This is a genomic window from Variovorax rhizosphaerae (assembly GCF_037889975.1).
Lineage (GTDB): Bacteria > Pseudomonadota > Gammaproteobacteria > Burkholderiales > Burkholderiaceae_C > Variovorax > Variovorax rhizosphaerae.
On the sequence record NZ_JBBKZT010000003.1, the window covers coordinates 81,572 to 107,459 of the forward strand.

Below are 25,888 nucleotides of genomic sequence, written 5' to 3' on the forward strand. Positions count from 1 at the left end.
TTAGAACCCCATCGGGAAGTAGCTGAAGGCCGGGATTGCCGGCGGACCAGGAGGGCCTGCAGGACCGGCCGGGCCTGGGGCACCGCCGACACCACCGAAGAAAACGGGTGGCCGCTTTTCCAGAGCCTCGACTCGCGCAACCAAAGCGGTGAGCTCCGTCTCAAGCGCATCGATTTCTGCCCTCTCAGCAGCGCTGAGATCGCGCGCGATTGGAGCGGCCGCACCTGCTTGCTTGAGCTTCTCCAGCGCAGACGCAATGGCGTTTACCTGAAGGGCCAGCGGCTTGAGCTCGGCCCGCCTTGCGCCGTCGGCGCGAGCCAGCCGCGTGCCCATTTCGATGCGCAGCGCACGCAGGTCGCTGCTTCCAGTGCCTTCGATGTTTGCCATGGGTGGGGAGCCTCAGTAGGAAACGTCGCTCAGCACAGACACGAAACCCTGCCGACGAAGGCGCCAGTCGACGTAGCGCTCCACGCGGATCGCCGCCGTGTTGGTCTGCCACAGCGACACCTGCACCGAAGACGCATCGATCGAAGGGTTGTCCGCGAGTTGCAGGCTGCCTTGCGTCATGACGCTGATCTGGGCTTCGTCTTCGTCAGCCAGGGCCACCGCCGACGCATCGAGAAGCGCGATGAAGGCGCCGCTGCTGTCGCCCGACATGTGAGCCGACGTAGCCACCGGCAGCCCCAGCAACTCGCCGCCACGTGCATTGACGCCTGGGTAGGCGAGATTGCCGCCAGTGCCGCGCTTGAGGCTCAGCGAGACGGCCGTGCCCGGACTCACGATCCAGTAGGCGCTTTCGAGTGTGCTGCCGGCCGCGATCAATTGAGCGACCATCGCCTTGAGGTCTGAGTCGATCTGCGCGATCGTCGAACCGGTGCTCACCAGCGGCGTGACGCCGTTCGTGACGCTGGCGGGCTTGACGTTGGCGATGCCAGAGTTCAGCGGATCGATGAAGGCCCGATCAATCGATTCGATTGCAGCAGCGGCCAGGTCGTCTTTCAGGGTCAGGTCAGCCTGCGGCGTGCTGAAACGCAGAAGTTCTTGAGTGACGACAACGATCCCGGCCGTCTTGAGCGGGTCAAGCTGCAGGTTCGCAAACGCTGCTCGCGAGATTGGCTTGGGGTTCGCTTCACCAACGAAATAGGAAGTCGAGCCGCCGCTTCCGGTGAGCAGGCGCACGCGCATTGGCACGCGGCGGAAGCCGGTAATCTTTCCGAGGAGCGTCAACGGCCGCACATACTGGCTGAAGTCGGTGCCGACCTCGCCGAGCAGCGCCGGGCTGTTGATCGTCGTCTGCGCACTGACCGCCGCACGCAGAACTGAGGTGACATGCGGCGTGTGCATCCAGTCCTGGCTCTCGGCGTACGCAAGCGCAGCATTCGGGCTTTCTCTGCCGTTGAAGAGCGACTTCGCGTATCGGGCAGCGGCCAAGCCGCGGGCATCCAGGGAACTCATGTGATCGACCTTTCGGAATCTGATGGGTCGATGCTCGCGGGTTCGTCGTCGGCTGTCGCTCTTCCCGAAGAGCTCTGCAGCGCGTTCCAGATCACTGCCGGCGTGTGCGTGCTGCCCTGCGCGCCGCGCACCTTCCAGAGGTCGCCGAGAAGATCGCCGCCGCGCTCGAGCCAAGCCACACCTCCGGCCGCCAGAAAGATGCGCGCTTCATCACTGGGCATCCGGCCCTGCATCAAAGCTTGGAAAGCCTCGCCAAGAAGCCGTACGCGACCCTCGCGGGAGAAGTCACTTGGCTGCCGAACACGGTTGAAGGGATCGTGAAGCATCGCCCCGAACTCAGGCGAGTAGCACGCGCAAGATGGACAAGTTGCTCATGCCGCCGCTCCCTTGCTGGGGTTCGTTCGCTTGCCGCGGAAGTAGTCGAGGAGATCGGCCTGAAGGTGCGGGGGCAGCGCCAGGCAGTCGGCGCGCATCTCGGCGCGGGCTGCTTCGCTGTCCCCGAACTGATCGCAACGACGCATCGCCGCCGCAATTAGCCGGGGCCGTCAACAGTTCTGCGGACTGCTGGCTAACGTCATGGCTAATGGCTAATGTGGCTATCGTGGCTAATTCGGGCTGTTTCTGGCTAATTTCAGGATCGGCACCGGGTGTCGATGCTTCCGGAGCGGCATCGTTAGCCGCGTTAGCCGGATTAGCCATTAGCCAGCGAGTGCCTGCCGATTCGCGCAAGGCCTGCATGTCCAACTTAAACATCGCGGACCTCCCATTCGCCGCCGACCTCGCGGATGTAGCCCCGATCAGCCAACTCCTTGAGCAGCGGGTTCAGGCTTGAAGCCTTGCGCCCTATGCGGCGCGGTGACTTTTGCAGCACGTCCTTCTTAAGCACCATAGGCCCGACGCGCTGCATCCAAGCATGCAATTCACGAAGGTTGCCCGCCTGGCGTTCTTGGCGGCCGGCGCCCGTCAGACGAAGGTGCTCGTTGAGGTAGAACGCGGTGATCTCGATGGCGCCTTCCATGGCCTCAGCGCCGATCTGCACCGCATACGGCTCGTCGATCATGGTGATGACGCCGGCGATGCGCGCCGCATGCTCAGCAGCCTTGGATGCGAACGGGCGCGCACCTTCCAACTCGTCGCCATTTTTCTGCTGAACTTCGACTTGGTTGTGGAAGGCGACCCAGATAGCCTGGGCTTCTGCGTTCAAGCGAAGATCCCGGGGCTTCAGTTCGTGCCCGTCGCCGTCGGGCCAGAAGTTCGGTGGAGTTTCGAGCAAGCGACGGATGCGCTCGTTGTAGGCGATGACATCACGGTTCTCGTGCGGATTGACATGGCGATACAGCCGGGTTCCTGCCAGCGTGTCAGGCTCGGCAATCAGGCATCGAGCGAGCAAGCCTTGCCCTTGCGCCAGTGGGTCGGTCAGGAGTTGACGGAGCAACACCGGCTGCACCAGAACGTGCATGGAGATGCGCCGACCGAGCAACACCGTGAGCCCCTCTCCTCCGCGCAACGAGTCCAACGATTCCCCACTCCATCCCTTGAGGTAGAACGCCAGGCCGGACTGCCGGCGTTCGTCGCGCATCGAGTGGCCGCCGAGCATCTCGCCGCCTTCAGCGCTGAACACGCCGATGCTCGCTTGGAACTTCAGCAACTTGCTGATGCCTTCGATGGTCGCGTTGCCAGTCGTGATGCTCTTCGGCGCCGGCTTGGTCGGCTCGGACTCCTTTGGGCCCTTGCGGGCCGCCATATCCTGTTCGTAGTCTTGCAACTGCTTCGAGTAGTCGCGCGCCTGCTGCTTTCGGGTTTCCTCGATCTCGTGGCAAGCCACGGCATCGACAGCGCTCTTGCGATCTCCGGAGCCTGCCCCCGTCACGACGAACAGGCTCAAAGGAGCACGCTGGCCGTGCGGCAGATACACGTTGGCTAATGGCGAACTGGCTAATCCGGCTGCTGCCAGCACGCTGCCTCCGGCCAAGCTGTCAGGTGCCTGCACGTCATGCGCGATCGCTCGCGCCGCGGCTCCGAGGATCGGGCCCAACGCATGAAACGGAAAAGCATCCGGCGTGATCGGTTCATCGTCGGGCATCGGATTGAGCAACGGCCAGCCGCCCGCAACGGGCAGCGCAGCGTTGAGCGCGGCATTCACCGGGTCTGCAAGTACGGCACTCATTGGTGTACCTCGGCAGTCCTGGCCACTCGATGCAGGTCGTTGAAGTCGGTGTCCTTGTCTCCGCGCGGGAGGTCTTTGAAGTCCGGCACCGCCAGCAGTCCGCCGACGGTGCGGGCAGCTTCTGTCGCCGCCGCCATGCCGGGGTTGCCTTCGGTCTTCCAGTCGTCGTCGGCCGCAATCACCAAGGTGATGGACGGAAACTTCGCGCGCAAGGCCTTGGCGACGTGCAGCAAGTTTCCGCTGTTGAACGCGACGGCCACCGCCTGGCCAGCGTCCTCATAAATAGTGGCGCCAGTTGCGTATCCCTCGCAGATCACCAGGCGATCGGCAGGCCGACCGATGGCGTGATAACAGCCCTTGGTGCGGCCGCTCGGCATGAACCGCTTGGATCCGTCTGGGGCGATGCCTTGGAGGCTGTGCAAATGCCCGCCCGCATCGCGCACTGGAACGAGGAGGGTGTGACCTGCTTCGATACGAATGCCATGGGCCCGCACGCCCTTCGCTGTCAGGTATGGATGTGAGTCGACGGCATGAGCAGATGCCCAACGGATCGCCGACGCTGCTGCAGATTGCGCCTGGCGCTCGCGCTGTTCGGCATCATGCTGGTGGCGCAGTGCATCCATGCGGCGGGCAAACGCCTTGCGCTCGGCCGGCGTCAGTTCGCGATCTTCGCGGCGATTCACGACGACGTGGCACTTGAAGCAGTGCGCCACGCCGTGCGAGTCGTCGAGGATCGTGACGCCCATGTCCTTCACGCTCGGCTTCCTGCCGCAGGCAGGGCACATGATGCGATGGTCGCCGATGGGGAAGTCTGTCCAGGTGATCAAGATGCACCTCCCACGCGGCGCAGGAACGCCTCAAGGTCTTCGATGCGCGCGCAGTAATGCGAGAGGTCCCACCGGGCCACCAGCCAGCCGCCGGTCGTGCTGTCGTGGACTTGGAAGCCGCGCAGTGCAAGCGCGGCCTTGAGGTTGGCAACGCGCTTGCCGGCGTGAACGTCGGCGCCGATAATCGCTACGCTGTCTGAATTTGAATTTGCACTCGCCTGGCCCCCGCCGGGCGTTTGCTTTTCTGGCGCCGCCATTAGTGCGCCACCTCGGCTTGCTTGTCGCGCCAGGCGATCAACTCATCGAGCCTGAAGACCGTGACTCTCGGGCCGAGCTTGATCGGCCGCGGAAAGTCAGGTCGCTCGTTAACCCAGCGCCATAGCGTGGTGTTGCCGATGCCGCCGAGAAACGCTCTGACCTGAGGCGGTCGAAGCGACGAAGAGACTTTCGCCATTTCCTGCTCCATATAAACCCCTGCGGATTGCCGTGGGATGAACTGGATTAGGAAGCAGCAGTGCTATCAAATCTATAGCACCCGTCCGGAGCGGTGTACATCACACCGGACGGGTGTACATCCGTCCGGAGCGGTGTTCAATCGTCGTCGTCCGGTGGAATGCCTTCCGCCTCAGCCTCCCACGTGGGAACCCACTTGGCGGCAATCACTCTTTCGCTCTCGAGGAGGCCAGGAAACTTTTCGAGCATGTCCTTGGCGAACTTCGTGCGGTTCTTGTACCGGGTGGGTTCTGCTTTCCAAAGCTCCCAGCACGCCTTGACTTCGGCTTTAGCTGCCTGCTTGGGATCTGTGGCATGCCATGTCGCTCGCCGCTCGGCCTGCTGCACGACCTCGTAGTAATGCAAGATCAACTCGACAAAAATCGGGAGCGTTCGGTGGTCGAGATATCTTGCAATTTCTGCGTCAATGCGCTTGGCCTCTTGCTCCGCGTCGAGAGCGGCATGGTGTTTGTTGATGCCTGCGGAAATGTAGGTTTCAAACATGCGCGTTGCACGCTCTACTTCCCAGCGATTTTCGAGAGACTTGGAGTAACTGCTACGCCCCACCCCCCGCATTCGCTTGATCACCTCAGCCGGGTCCTTCCGAAAATGACGTTCTACGTTTGCAGCCATGCGTACCTCACGCACCTGTGGAAAGGTGCCGCGCCAGCCCGCCCAGGTAAAACGGGTTTTCGGGGATCAGCCTAGGCGCGGCGAAAGGAGTGATTCAGTGGAGCGCGTAGCCAGATCAGCGCGCTGATCATGGCGGGGACGCCAAACGGTGCGCTCGATCACTGCTCGGACACTCCGACGATCTGCTTGAGCAAGCGGTGCTGGCGGCTCATGACGTACGACAGCCCATCGCCGACAGTATTCGCATGCCAGTCGGCCGCGTTGTGCCGAATGTCGTGTGCGCGAAGGGCGCCAGCGAGGTTCTCGTCAATCTCCGCACAGACGCGAACGCTCTGCAGTAGGTCGCGTGCGCTGATGGCCCACTCAACGAAGACGTTGAGCGACATCGCTTCGTTGGCGAAGTCTTGGAGATCGAAGCGATCAAGAAGCCTCTCATCCGAGTCCAAGCAAGTTGCAGCATCGGTCAGCCAGACGAGATGCGGTTTCGCCTTCTCGATCAGTTTCGCTCGCTCGGTCGACTCGACATCGCCCGGCACCAGTCGGGAAGCCTTGATGAGCGCCGCAATATCGAAACCAACGCGCTCAACGACGTGTTCTTCCGAAGGCGGGTTGTCGCGGTAGCAGTCGGCCATGTTTGCTGCGGTCTCCAGCAGGCGATTGGAGTCGCCTGAGGACTGATCCGCATCGTCGGCCGCGTGGGCGGCGTGCAGGGCTTGGGCGATGGCGCTGAAGGCGCAGGCAAGGGCCTGCTTGGGCTTGATGGCGGTGCTCATGATTGCACCTCAACCAGTGCACCGAAGTCGTCGACCACGGCCCTGATGCGCCGCTCCCACCGGCGGCCGTCGCCGTCCGTACGCGACTCGTCGCCAGTCCAGTAGGCGCGGCCGTGATGGTGGTAGAGGCTAGTCCGGCAGCCGCCGGAGTAGTAGGCCGCGCACGACGTGTCGTCGGCGAAGTAGAGATCGCAAGCCGCCGGTGGTGACAGCAGGATCGTGCCCTCTGCCGGCGCCACGGCATCGGCGGCCGCGGTGGCCGACATGGGCGCGAGGGTGATGGCAGCCCGCGCGGCGGGAGTAGTGGCGGCCATCACGATTGCACCCCCGCGTTCAGCGGCGACGTGGTGTTCGAGCACCTCGCACAGTGTCTTGATATCCGGCCTCGTTGAGGGCGCTCTGCAGTTCGGTGAAGCTGCCCCTCTTTGGGGGGATGCTGCGGCGCTCGACGGCGCGATAATCGACTCAGCCATGATGTGCGTTCCTTCCAAGGTATGTGCACGTTGTGGTGAGACGGCTGCGGAGTTCGTACCTCCGCGGCCGTCGCCTTTTTTGCCTCAGATCCATGGCTCAGAAATGAGCCATGCCGCCCTGAGACGCGGCGTCATTCCTTCGGCAACTTCGCCTTGTCGATACGCTCACGCACCCACGGCGGGCCGCCCAGTTTCTCCAGCTTTTCCCGCTGCGGGACAGTGAGGCGCAACGACACCGAAGTCGTTTGCAGCCCGTCTTGGAGCGGCGGGCGGCCTGGCTTTCTCATATTTTTGGTGGTTGTGCGCGACATGTGCTTATCGTAGCCGTTAATCTCACGTGCCGCAAGGATGTTTTGTCGCCGTTTACTAGCGCGAATCCTGAGGACGCTGCGGGTCCGGCTTGATGTGGCGCAGCACCCCCCCGTTTCCGTGACAAAACTTGTCAATGGACAAAGCTTGCTGAATGGGTAAACGCGCGCGCGTGCGCGCTTGGATCTCAGATGACGATTCCGGACGCCATCAGTGCTTGCCACCATCGGCAAGAGGGGGGCTCTGGGCAACACTCTGCGGCCTTGAACAGGTTGGACCGAAGTTGCACAAAAAGTCGAAATCGCGGTGGTGTGAGGCCGAGTTTGTATTGCTGGATCTGCTGTACCCCACCGGCGACATCGACGAGCTTGCTTCTCGACTGTCGCGCAGCAGGCAAGCCATCAAGCACATGGCGATCGCACGGGGACTCAGCGGCAAGTATTTCAACGGCCGCGGCTGCCCATCGCCGTCAGGCACTGAAGTCCTCCGTCGCGGTCAAAATTCTTATGTGATGGTCAAGGTGGTCGACGAGACCGGCGCCAAGGCGTGGGTGCGAAAGCATCACCTCGTCTGGCAAGCCGTTCACGGTGCACCGCCGCCCAAAGGAACACGGCTCCTGTTCAAGGATGGCGACCGCCGCAACTGCAGCATCGACAACCTCGAGTTGATCGACGATGTGGACGCAGCGCGTCGGATGAACCAACTGCGAAGTTATCCGCCTGCCCTGCAGGAGACGATTCGCCTACTCAACGAAGTAAGGAAGACGATCCGTGAGCACGAAAACCATCGCCGACGTGCGAGACCACCTCTTCAAGTTGTTGGACCAGCTGAGTGACGGCACCAAGGAACCGGACTACCAGCGCATGCGTGCGAGCTGCGAAGTTGCGCAAGTCATGGTCAACACCGTGCGTGTGCAAGTCGACTATTTACGTGTCGTGAATGGCGATGGCGAAATGAGGTTTCTGGACGAGCCAGCAGAGGCGCCGGAGCCGACAGAGGCAGCGCCCGCTTCTTTCGTTGACCCGTTGGTCAAAGGCCCGGGCGCAGAGCATCCCTGGCGCGGCCAGCGAGTGCACCGCATCGGTCGGTAGCTCACTCGACGCGTCGTCGCGGCTTGCGTCCCTCCATTGGGATGACCGCCGCGGCTTCTGCCGGGCGTTCACAAAAGTCCGACCACGCCTGCATCATGGAGGCGCGCTTGGTGAGTAGATCACCGCGCCGATAAGCGGCCTCGACCGCGCTTTCGATGGTGTGCGCCAGCGCCATCTCTGCAATCTCACGCGGATAGTTGGTCCGCTCCGATGCCCAGTCGCGGAAGGTGCTTCTAAACCCGTGGGGCACCGCGTCAACCTTCATGCGTCGCATGCACGCCGTCAGCGACATGTCGGAGAGCGGCTGGCCCTTGCGGCCCGGGAAGATCACGTCAGTTCCTTCGATCCGCGGCAGCTGCTCGAGCAACTTCAACGCCTGCTTGGAAAGCGGCACGCGGTGTTCCTTCTTGGCCTTCATTCGCTCGGCCGGCACGGTCCAGACTTTCGCCTGCAGGTCAATCTCCGGCCAGCGCGCGCCGCGCACTTCACCCGATCGGCCGGCGGTCAGGATTGCAAACTCCAAGGCCCTGGCACTCAGGCCCTCGATGCTGCGCAGGCCAGTGAGAAATGCCGCGGCGTCGTCAACCTTCACTGCGGCGTGGTGCACTACCTTGCTGATCTTCCGAGGCTTGGCGAGCAGTTGGTCAAGGTGGCCGCGCCAGCGCGCCGGGTTGTCGCCCGTGCGGTAGCCGCGCGCCGTCGCCCAATCGAGGATCGTTTCGATTCGACCGCGCAGGCGAGATGCCGTCTCTGTTTTGACAGGCCAGATCGGCTCAAGGACGGTAAGCACCTGGGCGAGGTCGACGTCATGCACAAGCACATTGCCGAACACAGGTTTGGCGTAGGCGTCGAGGGTGCTTTGCCACTGCGCCCGGTGCTTGGCGTTTTTCCATTCGCCGGATTTAGCCTTCATGAAGGCGTCGACGCACTGGTCGAACGTCTTGGCCTTGGCGCTGGCCGCGGCGGCGGCGCTGCGGGCCTCCTGGCGCGTCTGGATGGGGTCGGCGCCAGCGTGGATCTGGTCCCGGGCAGCGCGAGCGCGCTCCTTCGCCTGGGCCAAGGTCACGTCGGGGAAGCCGCCGAGCCCCATGTCCCGACGCTTGCCGGCCACCATGGCGCGAAGCACCCAGGATCGCGCCCCGGCGTCATTGATCTTGAGCTGCAGCCCCGCGACCCCGCCAACGGCGTGTGCGCCAGGCTTCGTCAGCCTGCTGACCTGCAACGCGCCGAGCTCGACCGCTTTCTTGGGCATATCGTCCTTTCCATCAACCTTGCCACCAAAGATGTTGGCATTATGCGGGATTGAGTGGAACCGTTCGGAACGACTGCTTAACCCTCTCCATTGGGAGAAACCGGCAAAACGGGTCCGAAGGGGTCGCGTCGGGACGCTGAACTGGCGGAGAGTGTGAGATTCGAACTCACGGACGGTCGCCCGTCGGCAGTTTTCAAGACTGCTGGTTTAAACCACTCACCCAACTCTCCGTTGAAGACATGCACTGCCCGCCCCGGTGGAGCGGCAGGCAAGAGGCGAGATTCTAGACCGTGCTGTCTTCAGAGCGCTGCGCAGGCGCAGTGCTCGCGTCGGGCGCGTCGGGCTGCTGCTGCGCCGTGCGCGGCGCCAGGCCGCCCAGCACCAGGTCCAGCACGCCCTGCGCCCATTCGCGGCGCTCGGCGGGTCCGGCGAGCGGCCTGGAGATGAAGAACCGAACCCCGCCAAATGCCAGGTTCGAGATCTGCACGGCGGTGAGTTCCGGATGCGGCACATGCAACTGGCCGGAGCGGTGCGCCTCTTCCAGATAGGCAACGACCGGGCCGAGCACCCAGCTGTTCTCCGTGTAGACCAGTTTCGCCAGTTCAGGGAAACGCGTGGCCTCGGCAATCACCAGGCGCAACAGGCCCAGCGTGCGCGGCTCGGTGGCGCCCAGGTACATGCCTTCGATCAACTCGAGCAGGCGTTCCTCGGTGTTGGTCTGTTCGCCCTTCAGCGCCGCGTGCATGTCGGTGCGCGCCTTCTCGACCGCCCGGTGGATCACCTCGTGGAACAGCGCCTGCTTGTTCTCGAACTGGCGATAGATCGTGATCTTGGCCACGCCCGCATCCCGCGCAACAGCCTCAATGCTGGTGCCCGCGTAGCCCTTTTCCAGGAACGACTGCGTCGCGGCATCCAGGAAGGACTCGCGCAATTCGGCCGCCTGCACGACGCTGGGACGGCCCCGCGCACGGCGCTTCGGTTCAGTGGCTTCCGCTGCTGGGGGAAGTTCGGTCATGGAATCGAGCAGTGTGATGGTCATGAATCTGGTAGGAACAGTGTCTGGAGGTCGCTCAGGAAATCGAGTCCCTTTGCTGTAGGCCAAACGTGTCTAAGGTCGCGCGAAAGTAACCCATTTTGCTCCGCTTGCGCCAGTCCGCGTTGAATTGCGGTCATCGAAAGCCCAGTCCGTTCGCCATATTGCGACAGAGTGAACCCTTCCTTCAGCCGCAAGACGTTCAGCATGTATTCGAACGGCAACTCTGCCAACGCCACGTCATCGCTCTGTGATACCGCTACCCCCGCCAACGCCTGGTCCATGTAGCGCTGGGGCTCCCGGAAGCGCACCTGCCGCACGATTCGGTGGGCAAAACTGAGCTTGCTGTGCGCGCCGGCGCCAATACCGAGGTAGTCGCCGAACTGCCAGTAGTTCAGGTTGTGCTGGCATTGGTGGCCTTCGCGCGCAAAGGCCGAAATTTCATAGCGTGAGAGCCCCGCGGTCGCCGTGCGCTCGATGATGCGGTCGAGCATGGCGTAGGCATCGTCGTCCTCCGGCACCTTGGGCGGAAACTTGGCGAAATACGTGTTGGGCTCGATGGTCAGGTGGTACACCGACAGGTGCGGTGGCGCCAGCGCCAATGCCTGCGTCAGGTCCGCCTCCAGTTGCGCCGGCGATTGCCCTGGTAGCGCATACATCAGGTCGAGGTTGAAAGTGTCGAACGCACTCGCCGCCTCCTCGACTGCGGCGAGGGCCTGCGCCCGGTCGTGCACGCGCCCCAGCGCCTTCAGGTGCTCGTCGTTGAAGCTCTGGACCCCGACGGACAGGCGCGTCACGCCCGCGCTTCGAAAAGCCCTGAAGCGATCGCGTTCGAAAGTACCCGGGTTGGCCTCCAGAGTGATCTCGCAGTCCGGCGCCAGCTTGACCCGCGCACGCACGTCGCTGATGAGGCGGTCGATCGCCTCGGGCGAGAACAGGCTCGGCGTCCCGCCGCCAATGAACACGGTGTGAATGGTGCGGCCCCAGATCAAGGGCAGCGCCGCGTCGAGGTCCGCCACCAGCGCGTCGAGATAGCGCTGCTCCGGCAACGCCTCGCCCTTTCCGTCGGACCATTCATGCGAATTGAAGTCGCAGTACGGGCATTTGCGCAGGCACCAGGGCAGGTGCACATACAGCGACAGCGGTGGCAGCGCGGCCAGTTGCAAGGGCCCGGGCCGCATCATGTGCAGCACGTCGTTGGCGTCCGGCGCGCCGGCCTGCACCGCAGCTGCGATCGGGACGATCGTGCTCATGGGAACCAACGCTCGCGCATCAGCGCCAGCATCGTGCGTGCGGCCTGGCCGCGGTGACTGTTCTTGTTCTTTACTTCGGGCGGTAGCTGGGCGAAGGTCTTGCCGAACGCCGGCAGGAACATCACCGGATCGAAACCGAAACCGTTCTCGCCGATGGGCTCGCGCGTGATCTGCCCAGGGGCACGTCCGACCGCGATCAGCGGCTCCGGGTCTTCGGCACTGCGCAGCGCCACCAGCGTGCTGACCAGCGCGGCGCGGCGGTCGTCGATGCCGGCCATCTGTTCGAGCAGTGCGCGCACGTTGTTCGCGTCGCCCTTCTCGTAGCCAAATCGGGTCGCGTAGTAGGCCGTATCCACGCCGGGCAAGCCGCCGAAGGCCTCGACGCACAGGCCCGCGTCATCGGCAATGGCCGCCAGGCCGGTCGCAGCGGCGGCGTGCCGCGCCTTGGCCAGTGCGTTCTCCACGAAGGTGCGAAACGGTTCCTCCGCCTCGCCCACACCCAGTTCCGACTGGCGCACGAGAGTGACATCCAGTGGAGCGAGCAACAGTTGCAATTCGGCAAGCTTGCCGGCGTTGTTGGATGCGAGGACCAGTTTCATGAGCGATGAGCACCCGCAAGAAAGGCGCCGGCAGTATTTGTACTTATTTGGAAAGCGCCTGCTGTTGCAGCACGACCAGTTCCTGGATGCCCTTGTCGGCCAGGCCCAGCAACAGGTCCATCTCGGCACGCGTAAAGGCAGCGCCTTCGGCCGTGCCCTGCACTTCGACGAAATGGCCGGCGCCGGTCATCACGACATTCATGTCGGTATCGCAGGCCGAGTCTTCGGTGTATTCGAGGTCCAGCAGCGGCGTGCCCTGCACGATGCCCACGGAGATCGCAGCCACCGGCCCGAGGATCGGCGAAGCAGGGATGGTCCCCGCGGCCAGCAGCTTGTCGACGGCATCCTGCGCCGCGACGAACGCGCCCGTGATGGCAGCCGTGCGGGTGCCGCCGTCAGCCTGCAGCACGTCGCAATCCAGGTGGATGGTGCGCTCGCCCAGGGCCTTCAAGTCGAACACGGCGCGCATCGAACGGCCGATCAGGCGCTGGATTTCCTGCGTACGGCCACTCTGCTTGCCACGTGCGGCCTCGCGGTCACTCCGGGTGTGAGTGGCGCGCGGCAGCATGCCGTATTCCGCGGTGACCCAGCCCTCACCGCTGCCCCGCTTGTGCGGCGGCACCTTCTCTTCAACCGAAGCCGTGCAGAGCACGCGCGTATCGCCAAACTCGATCAGCACCGAGCCCTCGGCATGGATGGTGAAGCCGCGCGTGATGCGCACGGATCGCAATTGGTCGGCTGCGCGGCCGCCGTTTCGGGTGAAGGTAGTCATTGATTGAATTGACATTGAATTGATGAGGCCGCCCACCTCACGGGAGCGCTGAGGAAAGGAAGATTTCGTAGCGAGAACATCAGCCAGGATGCCGATCCGCCGAGCGGATCCAGTACGCCAGTAAGCTGACAACCGAGTTGCGGCATAGGCTAACAAATGCGCCAAGCGCTTGTCATGGCGGCGCCTGCACCGCGAGCCCGAGATCGGCGTCCGCCGCAGATGATCCCCGCCCTCTAGCCCTTGCGGGCCGCCGAGCGTCGAATGGCTTCGTTGATTTCCGCGATCGACCTCTCGATCGCATCTTCGTCCAGGTCGTCGGCCTCGCCGTCCGAGGGCATGCCGGCCTGGATCGTCGAGGCGAACACGCCTTCGCTGATGGCATCCGTCGACACGCCCCGCTCATTGCCAGGCACGTCAGGCGTTTCCCATTCGAGCGCGATCAGCGTCACGTTGTCGCTGTGCGTGCCACCGTTGCGCAAGGCCGCTTCCGCCAGCTCCGGCGCTGCATCCGACACCGGCCTGTTCGAAAGCGTCCGCACGATCTGCTCATCTTCCAGCACGCCCCATACGCCATCCGAGCACAGCATGATGCGGTCGCCCTGTTGCAGGGTCAGCGGCGCCGAAACGTCCAGCGTGGGCGTGGACGGCGAGCCGAGGCAGGTCAGCAGCAAGTTGCGATTGACCGGCTCATTGCCCCCGTCGAGCCGCGGCCGCTCGGCATGCGAATGGTCGCGCGTGCGCATCAGCAACCGGCCGCCACGCACCACGTACAGGCGCGAGTCGCCGCAGTGCACCCAGGTGGCGGTCGTGCCTTGCAACACCGCCGCCACGAGCGTGGTACGCGGCGTGTCGAGCATCGCCTTGTTGCCCGCGTACCGCATGATCTGCTGGTGGGCCGACAAGGCCGACGAGGTCAGGAAGGCGCGCACGTCCTTTACCACCGGTCGGGCTTCGCGCTGGTAGAGCGCGGCAATGGTCTGCAGCGCCATCTGCGCCGCAACTTCGCCCTCGGGGTGCCCACCCATGCCGTCCGCCAGCACGAACAGTCCGGACTCCCGCGTGTAGCAATAGCCCATGCGGTCTTCGTTCTTGACACGGCCGCCTTTGCGGCTGACCTGGAATACAGAAAATTTCATGAGCGCCCGCATGGCAGCCCGAAGGGCGCAAAAGCCCACTCGGGAGGCAGCAAATACTGGAGAACTTGGGAGTTCATGCCGGTCTGGTTGTGGGGGCGGCCGCCTTGGGCAGCCCCTTCTTGTCGGGAGAGCGCATGTTGTCGATCGACAGGCGCACCTTCTCGCTGACGCTGAGCTTCGTATAGCGACGCTCGCCTTCGCGGCTCAGTTCCTTCTGCAGCGCGAACACCGATTGCGGACGCGACATCGCATCGAGGGACATGCACCATTCGACCACCTCGATCAGGTTGTCCGAGTAGATGCCACGCAATCGCGACAGAGAGAGGCTCAACCGGTCCTTCTCGATGCGCTGCGGCGCGTCGTTGGGCGGGTAGCCCTGCATGCAGGCATAGATGCAGGCGCCGATCGCATAGATGTCGGTCCACGGACCCATCGACGAATCGCGCCGGTACATCTCAGGCGCGGCGAAGCCGGGCGTGTACATCGGGCGGATGAAGTTGCCTTCCTTCGACAGCACCTCGCGCGCCGCGCCGAAGTCGATCATCACGGCCCGGTCATCGTCGGTCACGAAGATGTTGGCCGGCTTGATGTCCAGGTGCAGCATCTTGTGCTGATGCACGATGCGCAGGCCGCGCAGGATCTCGTCGAACAGGGAACGAATCGTCGACTCCCTGAATACTTTCTGCTTCTTCAGGTCGCGTGCGGTGACGATGAAATCCTGGAGCGTGGCGCCTTCCAGGTTGTTCATCACCATGTAGACCGTCTCGTTCTCGCGGAAGAAATTGAGCACGCTCACCACCGAAGCGTGCGAGATCTGCGCGAGCGAACGCCCTTCTTCAAAGAAGCTCTTGAGGCCGAGCCGGTACAGCGACAGCTTCTCCGGCGCCACCTGCGGCGCCAACTCGCCAACGCCACGCGTCGCCAATGAAGAAGGCAGGTATTCCTTGATCGCGACCTGCTGGCCGGAAGGGTCGACGGCAAGATAGACGACGCCGAATCCGCCTGCGGATATCCGGCGAATCACGCGGTATCCGCCGATCACTGTATCGGGCAGCAGGGGCGACGGTTTGACCTTTGACATAATCCGGGAGTTTCACCCGAAGGCGAGTGTGCGGCAAGCGAACGCTGTGCCGGAGCCATGGTGCGAACAAACAAATTCACAGTGAGGCGCAATGCCAGTTTACAGCATGACCGGCTACGCGAGTGGCCAGAACACCCCCGGTGGAGGCCACGCTGACGCGGACTCGCGCCCTGCGGCCGCAGGCCGTCTTGGCGTTGAAATCCGCTCGGTCAACAGCCGATTCCTCGACCTGACTTTCAAGCTGCCGGAAGAGCTTCGGCAGCACGAACCCGCCCTGCGCGAACTGCTCACGCGCAGCCTCAAGCGCGGCAAGGTCGAGTTGCGTGCCAACTTCGAGAACAGCGCCGCGTCGGGCGTGACCGAGCCTTCCACCCGGCTGCTTCAACGCCTGAACGGCGTGCAGGACAGCATCAAGGCCTGGCTGCCCAGCGCCCGCGAACTCAGCGTGGCCGACATCCTGCGCTTGGCCAGCGGCGATGGCAGCCAGCGCGGCGACTGGGGCCCGGATCTGCTGGAGGTCAGCGGCAAGGCACTCACCGCCATGATGGAAGCCCGCGCCCGCGAGGGCGCCCGCCTCGCCACCATGCTCAGTGACAACCTCGGCGAGTTGCGCAAGCTCGCCGAGCAGGCCGGCCCGCTGGTGCCCCAACTGGTCGAGCAGCAACGCAACCGCTTCCTCGAACGCTGGCAGGACGCCATGGGCCTCGTCGGTGGCACCCTGCCCGAAGCCGCGCAGGACCGCGCCCTGACCGAGGCCACCGCATTCGCCATCCGCATCGACGTTGCCGAGGAACTCACCCGCCTCAGTTCCCACCTCGACGAGATCGAACGTCTCATCGCCAAGGGCGGCGAGATCGGCAAGCGGCTCGACTTCCTCATCCAGGAACTCCATCGAGAAGCCAACACGCTGGGCTCCAAGTCCGCGGCCCTCGAACTCACGCGCATCGGCGTCGACATGAAGGTGCTGATCGAACAGATGCGCGAGCAAGTGCAGAACATCGAATAAGTCAAATGGATTACCCAGGGAATATCTTCGTGGTGGCCGCGCCCAGCGGCGCCGGCAAGTCGAGCCTCGTGAAGGCGCTGATGGAACTCGATTCGGCCGTGCAGCCCTCGGTGTCGCACACCACCCGCGCCCCGCGCGGCCAGGAGAAGCATGGCCGCGAATACTTCTTCACCTCCGACGGCGAGTTCGACGCCATGGTCGCGGCCGACGGCTTCGTCGAATGGGCCCATGTGCACGGATGCCGCTATGGCACGTCAAAGCGGGCGATCGAAGAACGCGTGGCGCAGGGCGCCGATGTGGTGCTGGAAATCGACTTCCAGGGTGCCATCCAGATCCGCAAGACCTTCGCCAACGCGGTGCTCATCTTCATCCTGCCGCCGAGCTGGGAAGAGCTGCGCTCCCGGCTGGAACGCCGCGGCGAAGACCGCCCCGACGTGATCGAATTGCGCCTGCGCAATGCGGCCACGGAGATGGCCCGGGCGGGGGAATTCGATTTCGTTATAATCAACGAGTTATTCGAGCGTGCGCTTTTCGACCTGAAAGCCATTGTTCACGCCCAGCGGCTGCGTTATTCCGCCCAGCGCCGAGCGCGGGCCGACACCTTCGCCGCATTGAACATCCCCTGACACCGACCACCGAAAGCTCATCATGGCCCGCATCACCGTCGAAGACTGCCTGCTTCAGATCCCGAACCGCTTCCAACTCGTGCTGGCCGCAACGTACCGCGCCCGCATGCTGAGCCAGGGCCACGCGCCCAAGATCGAGAGCAAGAACAAGCCCGGCGTGACCGCGCTGCGCGAAATCGCCGAAGGCAAGATCGGCCTGGAAATGCTCAAGAAGGTGCCGGGCTGATCATTCGCCTGCACTCCTCTATAGAGGCACCGCTTGCGGTGCCTTTTTTGTGGGCGAACCCCAGCGCCCGAATGGCACGCTAAAGTCGAGGGCTATGAGCGCAGTCGCCAAACCCGAGCCCAATGCCCCGCGGGGTGCTGCTCGGCCCAGCCCTGCCGCCCTCAACGCCGCCGCGGCCAGCTTCGCGGCCCTGACCGCCCGGCTCGACTACCTCAGCGCCGAAGACACCGAACTGGTACGCCGCGCCTACCGCTTCGCAGACGAGGCCCACCTGGGGCAGTTGCGCAACAGCGGCGAGCCCTACATCACCCATCCGATCGCGGTCGCAGCCCAATGCGCCGAGTGGAAGCTCGATGCACAGGCCCTCATGGCGGCGCTCTTGCATGACGCGATCGAGGACTGTGGCGTCACCAAGCCCGAACTGATCGAGCGCTTCGGCGCACCTGTCGCGGAATTGGTGGACGGCCTCACCAAGCTCGACAAGCTCCAGTTCAACACCCGCGAAGAGAACCAGGCCGAGTCCTTCCGCAAGATGCTGCTGGCGATGGCGCGCGACGTGCGCGTGATCCTCGTCAAGCTGGCTGACCGCACCCACAACATGCGCACGCTGGACGATGCGCCACGCGAGAAGTGGGGCCGCATTGCCGGCGAGACGCTGGAGATCTACGCGCCCATCGCGCATCGCTTGGGTCTGAACCAGACCTATCGCGAACTGCAGGAACTCTCCTTCCGCCACCTGAAGCCCTGGCGTTACGCGATCCTGTCAAAGGCCGTCGCGAAAGCCCGCAGCCGCCGGCGCGACCTGATCCAGAAGGTCCAGCGCGAACTCGAAACCGCCTTCGCCGCAGCCGGCATCAGCGTGCGCATCGCGGGCCGCGAGAAGACGCTCTATTCGATCTATCGCAAGATGGACGAGAAGCACCTCAGCTTCGCGCAGGTCACAGACATCTACGGCTTCCGCCTGATCGTGCCGAACGTCATCGCCTGCTACACCGGCCTGGGCATCCTGCACCAGATGTACAAGCCGCTGCCGGGCAAGTTCAAGGACCACATCGCGATTGCCAAACTCAACGGCTACCAGTCGCTGCACACCACGCTGGTGGGGCCGTCGGGCGTCAACGTCGAGTTCCAGTTGCGCACCGAGGCCATGCACGTGGTGGCCGAATCCGGCGTCGCGGCGCACTGGCTCTACAAGGCGACCGACAACGCCTCGCCGTCGCGCGAGCGGCTCGGCGCGAAGTGGCTGCAGTCCCTGCTCGACATCCAGGACGAGACGCGCGATGCCGCGGAATTCTGGGACCACGTCAAGGTGGACCTGTTCCCGGATGCGGTCTACGTGTTCACGCCCAAGAGCCAGATCCTCGCCCTGCCGCGCGGGGCCACGGTCATCGACTTCGCCTACGCCATCCACAGCAACATCGGCGACCACACCTCGGCGGCACGCATCAACGGTGACCAGGTTCCGCTGCGCACCGAGCTCAAGAACGGCGACGTGGTGGAAGTCATCACCGCGCCCGTCTCGACGCCGAATCCGGCGTGGCTGGGCTTCGTGCGCACCGGCCGCGCGCGATCGAAGATCCGCCACTACCTCAAGACCCTTGCCCATGCCGAATCGGAAGGCCTCGGCGAAAAGCTTCTGGCCCAGGCGCTGCGTGCCGAAGGGCGCAACAAGGTGCCGCCGGACGATGGCGAATACCAGGCCATCTGGGAAAAGCTGCTGCGCTTCACCGCCAACCGCTCGCGCTCTGAGTTGATGACCGACATCGGGCTGGGCCGCCGCATCGCGAGCATCGTGGCCAAGCGCCTCATGTTCCTGCTGGCCGAGCGTGGCGAGAAGCCTGATGCCCTGCTGCTCACGCGCGAGCGCTTCACCGCACACGAGACTGTGTCGCAAGGCGGCGTCACGCTCGATGGCAGCGAGAACTCGTCGGTGCGGTTTGCGCTCTGCTGTCGACCCATTCCAGGCGATCAAATCGTCGGCTACCTGGGCCACGGCGAAGGGCTGGTCGTGCACACCAATGAATGCGGCGTCGGCCAACGCCTTCGACATCGCGACAGCGAACGGTTCTTCGCAGTCGAATGGGCCGAGGAACCGGTCCGCACCTTCGAGACCGGTGTGGTCGTGACCGTGCGCAATGACAAGGGCGTGCTGGCCCGAGTCGCCGCCACGCTTGCTGAAGCTGAAGCCGACATCACGCACGTCGAGATGGCCGATGAAACCCCGCAGGACTCGACCGACTTGCGCTTCGTGATCGCGGTGCGCGACCGCGCGCATCTGGACCTTGTGTTACGCGCCGCGAAGCGCACGCCGTCGGTGTTGTCGGCGAACCGAGTCGTGCCTGCGCCCTACTCGGCCGACCCGACCGCACCCGGGGCCGGGTAGCGCACCGACAGCACCTCGATCTCCTGCGCGCCACGCGGCGTCACGAGCTTCACCACATCGCCTTCGCGCGCCTTCAACAGCGCGCGGGCAATCGGCGAGATCCAGCTCACCTGCGCATGCTGGCTCTGGGCTTCGTCGATGCCGAGGATCGTGACGCTGCGCTCCTCGCCTGCAGCGTCGGCGTACTCCACCGTCGCCCCGAAGAAGACCTGGTCGCTGCCGTGATGCACCGAGGGGTCCGTCACCTCGGCCACTTCGAGCCGCTTGGTCAGGAAGCGGATGCGCCGGTCGATTTCGCGCAAGCGCTTCTTGCCGTAGAGGTAGTCGCCGTTCTCGGACCGATCGCCGTTCTTGGCCGCCCAATGCACCGCCTCGACCACCTTTGGCCGCTCATCGTCCATCAGGTTGAGCAGTTCGTCGCGCAGGCGTGCGTAGCCTTGCGGCGTGATGTAGTTCTTGCTGCCGGGCGGCAGCGGTGGCAACCCGCCATCTGCGCCGTCATCGTCTTCTTCGGTGTCTGACTCTTTGGTGAATGCTTTGCTCATGCCTCGATGCTAAGGAAAAGCCTTGGCCCTGCGATCGATGTGAAAACCGACATCGAGGCCCGATACACCTCGCCATCGGGGCAGGGCCAATCATCGCTGATCGGCCTCACGTCCACCACCACGCGCTTGCCCGCTTGAACGTACCCCGGCGAGACCTTGACTTGACCGGATCGTGCGCCCGTCGGCCGGCTTGAAACCCGTGGACGTGTTCGCTGAAGTGGCTCGATCAAGGGCTACAGGACTTGCACCAACGCCGGCCGCACCCATGCAAAAGGGGCCCTCTTCAGGGCCCCTTGAATCATCCGGGAAACTGCGCTCCCGCCTGCGGCTGTGCTGAGTTATCTCCTCGGCTCTCCGCCAATGACATCTCGCATCATTGCTCGTCCGGCAGGATGCTTTCGTAGTTGTAGTTGGTGTAGCGATAGCGACCGTACTTGTAGCCGCCGTACGCACGACGCTTCGCGTCCATCGCGTTCAACAGCACACCTGTCGCCGCCTTGCCGCCCAGCGCCAGGCGCCGCGTGCTTTCGCGAAGTTCGCCCATGCTCGACAGGTTGGCGCGCGCCACCAGCAACACGGTGCCGGCGTGCGTTGCGATCGCGGCGGTGTCGGAGGCAACCAGCACCGGTGGTGTGTCAATCACCACCATGTCGTACTGCTCTGACAGACGCTCGAGCGTCGACGTGAAGGACTCGGAGGTCAGCAGTTCCGCCGGATTGGGCGGCAACTGTCCGGTTGCCAGGAAGTCCAGGTTCGGCACAACCTGACGGTGAACTGTCTGCTGGGCCGTCAGGCTGCCTGCAATCAATTCCGAGAGGCCGCCATGTCGCTGCAGGCCGAGGTACTGATGCAAATGGCCGCGGCGCAAGTCAGCGTCGATCAAAAGGGTGCGCTTTCCAGCGGCTGCCATCAGGGCGGCGAAATTCGATGTCACGAAGCTCTTGCCGACGCCAGGCGTCGCGCCAGTGATCATGACGCGGTTGTTCTGCGCTTCCAGCATCGCGAACTGCATCGCGGTCCGCAAGCTTCGCAGACTTTCGATCGCAAGATCATCCGGATGCTCGATGGCCAACAAACGCACGCCCGTTGCGCCGGTCAAGCGACGCTGGCTGATCGCGGCTTGCGCAGGACTCACCGGAATGGTCGAGAACACAGGCAGTGCCGTTTGCGACTCGACCTCATACGGGTCCTTGATGCGTTGCTCGATGAGCGCATTGCGAATCAACGCAGCCACCACGCCGAGGAACAGGCCCAGCAGCAGCGAGATGGCAACGATTGTCGAGCGTTGCGGCTTGACCGGAATCTCGGCTACGTTGGCCTCGTCCAGGACACGGACATTGCCGACCTTGCCTTCCTTGACCAGACGCAGCTGCATCGCATTGTTGAGCAGCGATTGATAGAGCTCGGTGTTCACCTTGACATCGCGCTCCATGCGCACGGCTTCCTGTTGCAGTGCCGGCAATCCCTTGATGCGTGCCTGGACATCGCCGATGTCACGCTGCAAGGCGGCAATCTGCGCGTCCAGGGTTTGCACGCTCGGATGGTTGGCCGTGAAACGGGATTCGAGTTCACGCCGGCGTTGCTGCGCTTCGAGCAGCTTTGTCTGGCGATCCACCGCGGTGTTGAGGATCAGGTTCGCTTCCTCGGTGAACGCGACAGTGCCCTTCTGGTTGCGGTAGCGGTTGTATACCTCTTCCGATTGTTCAAGTTGACGCTTGAACAGCGGCAACTGGACATCCAGGAACGCCAGCGTCTTCTGGGCCTCAGCCGCCTTGCGTTCAATGTTCTGGCGCACGTACTGCGCACCCACCGCATTGAGCACACGGGCCAACTGATACGGGTTGGGGGCCTGCATCTGCACATTGATGATGCCGGATTGCTTGCCGCGTTCCGTCAGCGTCAACGCGCCCTGGAGGCCTTCGATGGTCGCGAGCTTCGAGCGCTTGGAGAGGTTGAACTCGGCGCCGGGCTTGCCCGCGAGCGAAGCAATCGTCAGCTCGATGGGGCCGAACTGGGTTTCTGCCTTCAATGGTTTACCCACCGTGCCAGTCGCCGGCTGCGGCAATGCCGGGTGCTGCAACGCATATTGCCCAGCGCCCTTGGCGACGACGATGAATTCAGTTGCCTCGAGTTTCGTGGGAACGGTGAACTTGTCGACAGCAATCTGCTCGGTGCCCGAAACATAGCCGCTGAAACCCATGAATCCCGGGTCGGACAGGCCCGTGGCGCGCCGCGCCATCCAGCCACCAACGAGAGGGACATAGCGCGGAGCCGCCACGACGTCGAGGTTGGTGGCATCGATCGCCTGGGAAATCACGGTGCGCGAGCGAATGATTTCCATCTCGGCAGTGGACGGCGTCTTCACATTGAAGACGCTGCTTGCTTCAGCCAGGAACGACTTGGCCGCACCACCCTCGCTGTCCTCGACCTGGATCAACAGGTTGGACTCGTAGGTGGGCCGTTGCAACACCGCAAAGGCCACGCCCAGCGCGAGCACCAGCACCGTGATTGCTGCGATCAGCCACTTCTGCGCGACGAGCGCCTCGAAGTAGTGCCCGAAGTCGAGCTGGTCGTCGTCAGATGCTGAAGCGGCCATGACGGCCTGCGGGTTGGGAGATTGCAAAACTGGGGAATTCATCGGCTGGACACTCTGGAAATTCGGTTGGCCCACTGCTTTACGCCTTCTTCGATCAGCGCCAGCGAGGTCTGGAACGCAGTGCGTCCCGCTTTGTAGGGGTCAGGTACGTCGCGCTTGTCTTGCTCGCACAGTCGAAACACCTTGCCACTGACGAATGGATAGCGCCGCTCGAGATCGCGACGCTGTTCGAGGTCCATGACGAGGATCAGGTCTGCGCGCTGGCAAAGGTCGAGGCTGACCTGGCGCGCACGATGCTGTTCGATGCTGATGCCGCGATCCTTCATCAACTCGCAGGCGATGGGGTCGGCTGCATGGCCGGTCAGCGCGCCGAGTCCGGCGGAGGAAACATTGCAGTCCGGCAGGGCTTGCGCAAGAAGCCCCTCTGCCATCGGACTGCGACAGATGTTTCCTATGCACAGTGTGAGGACGTGTTGGATCACCATGGCTGCTCACTTCGGCAGGGCGCGGATCGCCGTTGCCGTGTTCGCCGACACCAGGAGCAGATTGGCAACGCGGCTGAACACCACCAGCGGCACTGGATCGACGAAGACCACATCCTTGGCCTTGAGCGAAAAACCATCCGCCATCTGGATCGCGGAAGCGGTCCGGGCATCGAGATGGAACACGGTCTGGCCGCCGTCAGGCAAGCCACGGATCACATAGATCTGCCGCGGAGCCGAAGTACCCAGGTTGAGCCCGCCGCTCTCCGTGAGCGCGTCGTTCAGCGTGAGGCGACCATTGCGCATGAGCACACCGCCCTGCGTGTTCACTTCACCCATCACCGTGACCTTGCTTTCTTCCCGGGCGCGCACTGTGAGCATGTCGCCGTTGCGAAGCAGGATGCGCGACGGATCGACGCCGGCGTCCGTCAGGATGTTCATGTCGATGCGTGTGGTGCGGCCGTTGCGCGTCAGCGTGATGTGGGAGCGATCACCGGTGGTGGCAAGGCCGCCCGCCCGGTTGATGGCTTCCGGCAGCGTCATCGCGATGTCCGTGAAGACCTGCAGTCCCGGGTTCTTCACCTCGCCGTCAATGTAGGCCCGCTTGCTCCGGAATGAGGCAACGCGAACGCTGACTTGCGGCAGCTTGAAGACCTTTGACAGGCGTTGCGTCAAGACGTTTTCCAGTTCGTCAATCGTCATGCCCGACGCCTTCAGCAAGCCCGCATAGGGGTAGCTGAGATTGCCTGCATCGTTGACGACGAAACCAGGTGCAGGCGCAACGCTGCTTGCATCCTGCCCGCCGCCGATAAGGGCGGGTTGGCCGCTGAAGACCAGTTCCGGGTGATCGAAAAGCGTGATGGAAATCACATCGCCGGGGCCGACGCGGTAGGGCTCGGGCGCGCCGCCGATCAGGGCCTGGACGTCGGCAGGCACCGCCGTGACGCGGGCCTTGTTCTGGACGCGGATCAGGTCGGGCGTGATTTCCGTGAGAAATCCGTCAGGCGGCTGGTCGCCGTCCGGGCCCGAACCGAGCTTCAGATCCGTATTGACCGGACGGTTCTCGCCATACCGCATCGAATCGAAGCTCGGTGCGATCGAGCAGCCAGCCAGCAGCCCACCCACGGAAGTGAACAGGACTGCATAAAAGAAGAAACGTTTCAAAACCAGGCTCCAACGGCGTAACTCAAATGAATACTTTTGCTAACAGTTACCCAATGTACCGCAATCGCAACGGAAATCTCAACGGATTGTCCGGTATAGGGCTTCTGGCAGAGGCGGAGATGAGGAAAAGTCCCGCTTACTATAGACACATTTTCTAACAAACATGGATCGCCCGCGTGTAACTGTCAACAAAGGCGGCTCAGCGGTCCTTGGCGATGGACCGAAATTCTCAAGGGTCTTCCACTTGCGCCGACTTCTTCCAGGCCATCAAGGCTTGTTCAGCATCGTCCCGCGCCTCGGCCAAGCGCGCCAGCACCAGCCACGTTCGACGGTGCAGGTCCTCATCGCGGAGACCGAGCGCGGCCTGCGTCAGCAACTGCTGCGCTTTGCCCCAGAGCTGGCGTCGCATGCAGGCCATGCCCGCAATGTATTGCAGGTTGGGGTCGCGCGGATTGTTGCGCTGCGCCAGTTCGATGCGTGACAGCCAGTCTGCATCGACCGAATCCAGCCCCGCCTCGAGCGCGCGCACGAGTTTCACGCGCAGTGCGTCGCCCAGGCCGTCAGGCGCCGCGACCATACGCTCCCATGCGGGCAGCAGCCAGGCCCGCGCGAGTGCGAAGTCGCCTTGCAACAGCACCATGCGCTGTGCGGAATGAATGGCGACCTCAGGCATCTCGCGCTCGCCCTGCTCGAGTTCCGCCCACGCGCCAATCAATTGCGCCGGATCGTGGGCGTTTGAGATGAGTTCGGTGGCAAGCCCGCGCACGATGCTTTGCGCTGCGGCGATTGAAAAGGCGCGGTGCTTCGCCAGCAGGCGGGCGGTTTCCAGCGCTTCGAGCGTGCGGTGATCGAGGCGAGCAGCCTTCAGGCGAAGTCTCAACGCAAAGGTCCGGCGCTGGGCGCCCACGGGCAATTCCTCCAGCCGCGCCAGCGCGCCGGGGGCGTCGCGGTCCTCCAGCGCCCAGCGGGCGGCTCGCAATTGCACGCCCTCGCGGGTTTCCAGGGCCGCGGGCGTTCCGCGCTCCGCGCTTTCGTTGAGCGCCAGTTGCAAATGTGCGTCACGCGCTGCGCGATCCTGCAGCGACTGGGCACTCTCGGCTGCCAGCAGGTGCGACAGCACCTTGATCTGCTGGGCCTGCGGCAGTTGGGCATCGAGCGCGTCCAGCGTGCGTTCCTGCGCCAAGGCGGCCAGGGCCGCCTTGCGCGAGCGAGAGAAGCGGCCGGCCAGCAACTGGGAGATCGAATCGAGCAGGGCCGCGTGCAATGCCCTTTCCTTCTGCTGCAAGCGCCATTGACGCGCCTGGACCGGGAGCTGGAACAGCGCGGCCAGCGCACGCAAGGCCACGTGCAGCAGCATGAAGGCGCCCGCCAGCAACATCAGGACGAGGTTCAGCGACAGGTCGATCCGCCACGGCGGCCAATACACGGTGACGGTGCCCTGGTTGTTGCCGGCAAACAGCGCGGTCGCCGCAGCAATGGCGAACAGCCCCAGGAGCCAGAGAGCTGCGCGCATG

Annotated in this window: 29 protein-coding genes and 1 tRNA gene; 7 read left to right on the top strand and 23 right to left on the bottom strand. The window is 63.8% G+C overall.

The features are described 5' to 3' along the window. Both WKW82_RS06935 and WKW82_RS06940 read right to left on the bottom strand, forming a co-directional pair. Entirely contained in the window at window positions 1-387 is a 387-nt protein-coding gene (locus WKW82_RS06935; RefSeq protein WP_340341540.1) for a hypothetical protein, read from the bottom strand. 12 nt (window positions 388-399) lie between these two features. Then, window positions 400-1,455 (bottom strand): phage major capsid protein, encoded by a 1,056-nt coding sequence (locus WKW82_RS06940; RefSeq protein ID WP_340341541.1) that lies wholly within the window; start codon window positions 1,453-1,455, stop codon window positions 400-402. 104 nt (window positions 1,456-1,559) lie between these two features. Here WKW82_RS06940 and WKW82_RS06945 point away from each other — a divergent pair, with 104 nt between their 5' ends. Next, on the top strand, window positions 1,560-1,991 hold the full coding sequence (locus WKW82_RS06945) for a hypothetical protein (protein ID WP_340341542.1): 432 nt from the start codon (window positions 1,560-1,562) through the stop codon (window positions 1,989-1,991). 209 nt (window positions 1,992-2,200) lie between these two features. On the opposite strand, the gene WKW82_RS06950 is transcribed toward WKW82_RS06945, so the two are convergent. The 8 genes from WKW82_RS06950 to WKW82_RS06985 all read right to left on the bottom strand — a co-directional run bounded on the left by WKW82_RS06950 (window position 2,201) and on the right by WKW82_RS06985 (window position 7,131). After that, on the bottom strand, window positions 2,201-3,622 hold the full coding sequence (locus tag WKW82_RS06950) for a YfjI family protein (RefSeq protein ID WP_340341543.1): 1,422 nt from the start codon (window positions 3,620-3,622) through the stop codon (window positions 2,201-2,203). Then, window positions 3,619-4,368 carry a toprim domain-containing protein gene (locus WKW82_RS06955; RefSeq protein WP_340341973.1) on the bottom strand — a complete coding sequence of 250 codons (750 nt, stop codon included), beginning with the start codon at window positions 4,366-4,368 and terminating at the stop codon, window positions 3,619-3,621. Before WKW82_RS06955 ends, WKW82_RS06950 begins: the two co-directional genes overlap by 4 nt. A gap of 77 nt (window positions 4,369-4,445) precedes the next feature. Beyond that, window positions 4,446-4,706 (bottom strand): hypothetical protein, encoded by a 261-nt coding sequence (locus tag WKW82_RS06960; protein ID WP_340341544.1) that lies wholly within the window; start codon window positions 4,704-4,706, stop codon window positions 4,446-4,448. After that, window positions 4,706-4,915 carry a helix-turn-helix transcriptional regulator gene (locus WKW82_RS06965; protein ID WP_340341545.1) on the bottom strand — a complete coding sequence of 70 codons (210 nt, stop codon included), beginning with the start codon at window positions 4,913-4,915 and terminating at the stop codon, window positions 4,706-4,708. The genes WKW82_RS06960 and WKW82_RS06965 overlap by 1 nt, the downstream gene beginning before the upstream one ends. Before the next feature lie 125 nt (window positions 4,916-5,040). After that, window positions 5,041-5,445 (bottom strand): hypothetical protein, encoded by a 405-nt coding sequence (locus tag WKW82_RS06970; RefSeq protein ID WP_340341546.1) that lies wholly within the window; start codon window positions 5,443-5,445, stop codon window positions 5,041-5,043. A gap of 287 nt (window positions 5,446-5,732) precedes the next feature. Next, window positions 5,733-6,347 (bottom strand): hypothetical protein, encoded by a 615-nt coding sequence (locus WKW82_RS06975; protein WP_340341547.1) that lies wholly within the window; start codon window positions 6,345-6,347, stop codon window positions 5,733-5,735. Further along, window positions 6,344-6,661: a hypothetical protein gene (locus WKW82_RS06980; protein WP_340341548.1), complete on the bottom strand. Its 318-nt coding sequence runs from the start codon at window positions 6,659-6,661 to the stop codon at window positions 6,344-6,346. Before WKW82_RS06980 ends, WKW82_RS06975 begins: the two co-directional genes overlap by 4 nt. Before the next feature lie 290 nt (window positions 6,662-6,951). Next, window positions 6,952-7,131, bottom strand: coding sequence for a hypothetical protein (locus WKW82_RS06985; protein WP_340341549.1), 180 nt, complete (start codon window positions 7,129-7,131; stop codon window positions 6,952-6,954). Window positions 7,132-7,412: 281 nt separating this feature from the next. Between WKW82_RS06985 and WKW82_RS06990 the strand changes: the two genes are divergently transcribed. Further along, on the top strand, window positions 7,413-7,964 hold the full coding sequence (locus WKW82_RS06990) for an HNH endonuclease signature motif containing protein (RefSeq protein WP_340341550.1): 552 nt from the start codon (window positions 7,413-7,415) through the stop codon (window positions 7,962-7,964). Further along, entirely contained in the window at window positions 7,900-8,220 is a 321-nt protein-coding gene (locus WKW82_RS06995) for a hypothetical protein (RefSeq protein ID WP_340341551.1), read from the top strand. The genes WKW82_RS06990 and WKW82_RS06995 overlap by 65 nt, the downstream gene beginning before the upstream one ends. A 1-nt stretch (window position 8,221) precedes the next feature. Here WKW82_RS06995 and WKW82_RS07000 read toward each other — a convergent pair whose 3' ends face one another. The 8 genes from WKW82_RS07000 to WKW82_RS07035 all read right to left on the bottom strand — a co-directional run bounded on the left by WKW82_RS07000 (window position 8,222) and on the right by WKW82_RS07035 (window position 15,346). Then, window positions 8,222-9,472: a tyrosine-type recombinase/integrase gene (locus tag WKW82_RS07000; protein WP_340341552.1), complete on the bottom strand. Its 1,251-nt coding sequence runs from the start codon at window positions 9,470-9,472 to the stop codon at window positions 8,222-8,224. 142 nt (window positions 9,473-9,614) lie between these two features. After that, window positions 9,615-9,702, bottom strand: a tRNA-Ser gene (locus WKW82_RS07005). Between the two features lie 53 nt (window positions 9,703-9,755). Then, a complete protein-coding gene (locus tag WKW82_RS07010; RefSeq protein ID WP_340341553.1) occupies window positions 9,756-10,511 on the bottom strand; it encodes a TetR/AcrR family transcriptional regulator in 756 nt (251 codons plus the stop codon). Next, complete coding sequence (gene hemW / locus WKW82_RS07015) at window positions 10,508-11,758, bottom strand: radical SAM family heme chaperone HemW (protein ID WP_340341554.1); 1,251 nt, start codon at window positions 11,756-11,758, stop codon at window positions 10,508-10,510. The genes WKW82_RS07010 and hemW overlap by 4 nt, the downstream gene beginning before the upstream one ends. Then, entirely contained in the window at window positions 11,755-12,357 is a 603-nt protein-coding gene (gene rdgB / locus WKW82_RS07020) for an RdgB/HAM1 family non-canonical purine NTP pyrophosphatase (RefSeq protein WP_340341555.1), read from the bottom strand. The genes hemW and rdgB overlap by 4 nt, the downstream gene beginning before the upstream one ends. A gap of 43 nt (window positions 12,358-12,400) precedes the next feature. Next, complete coding sequence (rph, locus tag WKW82_RS07025) at window positions 12,401-13,129, bottom strand: ribonuclease PH (protein WP_340341556.1); 729 nt, start codon at window positions 13,127-13,129, stop codon at window positions 12,401-12,403. Between the two features lie 233 nt (window positions 13,130-13,362). Continuing rightward, window positions 13,363-14,265 carry a PP2C family protein-serine/threonine phosphatase gene (locus WKW82_RS07030; protein WP_340341557.1) on the bottom strand — a complete coding sequence of 301 codons (903 nt, stop codon included), beginning with the start codon at window positions 14,263-14,265 and terminating at the stop codon, window positions 13,363-13,365. A gap of 73 nt (window positions 14,266-14,338) precedes the next feature. Then, entirely contained in the window at window positions 14,339-15,346 is a 1,008-nt protein-coding gene (locus WKW82_RS07035; protein ID WP_340341558.1) for a serine/threonine protein kinase, read from the bottom strand. A gap of 91 nt (window positions 15,347-15,437) precedes the next feature. Here WKW82_RS07035 and WKW82_RS07040 point away from each other — a divergent pair, with 91 nt between their 5' ends. The 4 genes from WKW82_RS07040 (at window position 15,438) to WKW82_RS07055 (ending at window position 19,587) form a co-directional block, all read left to right on the top strand. Continuing rightward, complete coding sequence (locus WKW82_RS07040; RefSeq protein ID WP_340341559.1) at window positions 15,438-16,352, top strand: YicC/YloC family endoribonuclease; 915 nt, start codon at window positions 15,438-15,440, stop codon at window positions 16,350-16,352. 5 nt (window positions 16,353-16,357) lie between these two features. Further along, window positions 16,358-16,978, top strand: coding sequence for a guanylate kinase (gene gmk / locus WKW82_RS07045; protein ID WP_340341560.1), 621 nt, complete (start codon window positions 16,358-16,360; stop codon window positions 16,976-16,978). A gap of 22 nt (window positions 16,979-17,000) precedes the next feature. Beyond that, on the top strand, window positions 17,001-17,204 hold the full coding sequence (rpoZ, locus tag WKW82_RS07050) for a DNA-directed RNA polymerase subunit omega (RefSeq protein ID WP_213955086.1): 204 nt from the start codon (window positions 17,001-17,003) through the stop codon (window positions 17,202-17,204). A gap of 94 nt (window positions 17,205-17,298) precedes the next feature. After that, window positions 17,299-19,587, top strand: a complete 2,289-nt coding sequence (locus tag WKW82_RS07055; protein WP_340341561.1) for a RelA/SpoT family protein — start codon at window positions 17,299-17,301, stop codon at window positions 19,585-19,587. Here the strand turns inward: WKW82_RS07055 and greB are convergent. The 5 genes from greB to WKW82_RS07080 form a co-directional block, all read right to left on the bottom strand. Then, the gene (gene greB, locus WKW82_RS07060; RefSeq protein WP_340341562.1) at window positions 19,551-20,132 is read right to left on the bottom strand and encodes a transcription elongation factor GreB; all 582 of its coding nucleotides are present in this window, start codon (window positions 20,130-20,132) and stop codon (window positions 19,551-19,553) included. The genes WKW82_RS07055 and greB overlap by 37 nt on opposite strands. A gap of 373 nt (window positions 20,133-20,505) precedes the next feature. Beyond that, window positions 20,506-22,728 carry a polysaccharide biosynthesis tyrosine autokinase gene (locus WKW82_RS07065; protein WP_340341563.1) on the bottom strand — a complete coding sequence of 741 codons (2,223 nt, stop codon included), beginning with the start codon at window positions 22,726-22,728 and terminating at the stop codon, window positions 20,506-20,508. Between the two features lie 38 nt (window positions 22,729-22,766). Beyond that, on the bottom strand, window positions 22,767-23,207 hold the full coding sequence (locus tag WKW82_RS07070; RefSeq protein ID WP_340341974.1) for a low molecular weight protein-tyrosine-phosphatase: 441 nt from the start codon (window positions 23,205-23,207) through the stop codon (window positions 22,767-22,769). Between the two features lie 12 nt (window positions 23,208-23,219). Continuing rightward, window positions 23,220-24,374 (bottom strand): polysaccharide biosynthesis/export family protein, encoded by a 1,155-nt coding sequence (locus WKW82_RS07075; protein ID WP_340341564.1) that lies wholly within the window; start codon window positions 24,372-24,374, stop codon window positions 23,220-23,222. A gap of 229 nt (window positions 24,375-24,603) precedes the next feature. Continuing rightward, window positions 24,604-25,887, bottom strand: a complete 1,284-nt coding sequence (locus WKW82_RS07080) for a heme biosynthesis protein HemY (RefSeq protein WP_340341565.1) — start codon at window positions 25,885-25,887, stop codon at window positions 24,604-24,606. Window position 25,888 lies beyond the last annotated feature (1 nt).